This is a genomic window from Shigella sp. FC1661 (assembly GCF_001712525.1).
In the GTDB taxonomy this organism is placed as follows: domain Bacteria; phylum Pseudomonadota; class Gammaproteobacteria; order Enterobacterales; family Enterobacteriaceae; genus Escherichia; species Escherichia coli.
The window spans coordinates 1-849 of the sequence record NZ_MDGW01000394.1; the positions used below are offsets into that span (position 1 = coordinate 1).

Annotated in this window: 1 protein-coding gene and 1 tRNA gene; both read left to right on the plus strand. The window is 53.7% G+C overall.

The genetic code is table 11. The features are described from left to right. On the plus strand, positions 1 to 716 hold a 716-nt coding region (locus BFF42_RS18825; protein WP_146753299.1), incomplete at its 5' end, for a DNA methyltransferase. 40 nt (positions 717 to 756) lie between these two features. After that, positions 757 to 832 (plus strand) — tRNA-Ile (locus BFF42_RS18830). Positions 833 to 849 lie beyond the last annotated feature (17 nt).

Below are 849 nucleotides of genomic sequence, written 5' to 3' on the forward strand. Positions count from 1 at the left end.
GCAACAAGGAAAGCCTGCGGGCGTATTTCCCCGCCACAGAGCGCATTCTGTTCGCGGAACATTATCAGGGGCCGTATCGTCCGAAAGATGCCGGGTATGCGGCGAAGGGCAGTGCACTGAAACAGCATGTGATGGCCCCGCTGATTTCTTACTTTCGTGATGCGCGAGCTGCCCTGGGGATAACGGCAAAACAGATTGCAGATGCCACAGGAAAGAAAAACATGGTGTCGCACTGGTTCAGTGCCAGTCAGTGGCAGTTGCCGAATGAAAGCGATTATCTGAAATTACAGGCGCTGTTTGCCCGGGTGGCAGAAGAGAAGCATCGGCGTGGTGAACTGGAAAAGCTCCACCACCAGCTGGTGGATACGTATACCTCACTGAACCGGCAGTATGCGGAGCTGCTGAGTGAATATAAACATCTGCGGCGGTATTTTGGCGTGACGGTGCAGGTGCCGTATACCGATGTGTGGACGCATAAACCGGTGCAGTTCTATCCCGGGAAACATCCGTGCGAAAAACCGGCAGAAATGCTGCAGCAGATAATCAGCGCTAGCAGTCGTCCGGGTGACCTGATTGCAGATTTTTTCATGGGGTCGGGTTCGACAGTGAAAGCGGCACTGGCGCTCGGGCGTCGTGCAATTGGCGTTGAGCTGGAGACTGAACGTTTTGAGCAGACGGTTCGGGAAGTACAGGATTTAGTCAGCCAGAACGGATGATATTGAAGAATTAATTACGAGTCGTTATTATGCGGCTCCCGGCCCTTTAGCTCAGTGGTGAGAGCGAGCGACTCATAATCGCCAGGTCGCTGGTTCAAATCCAGCAAGGGCCACCATCACATACCGCCATTAG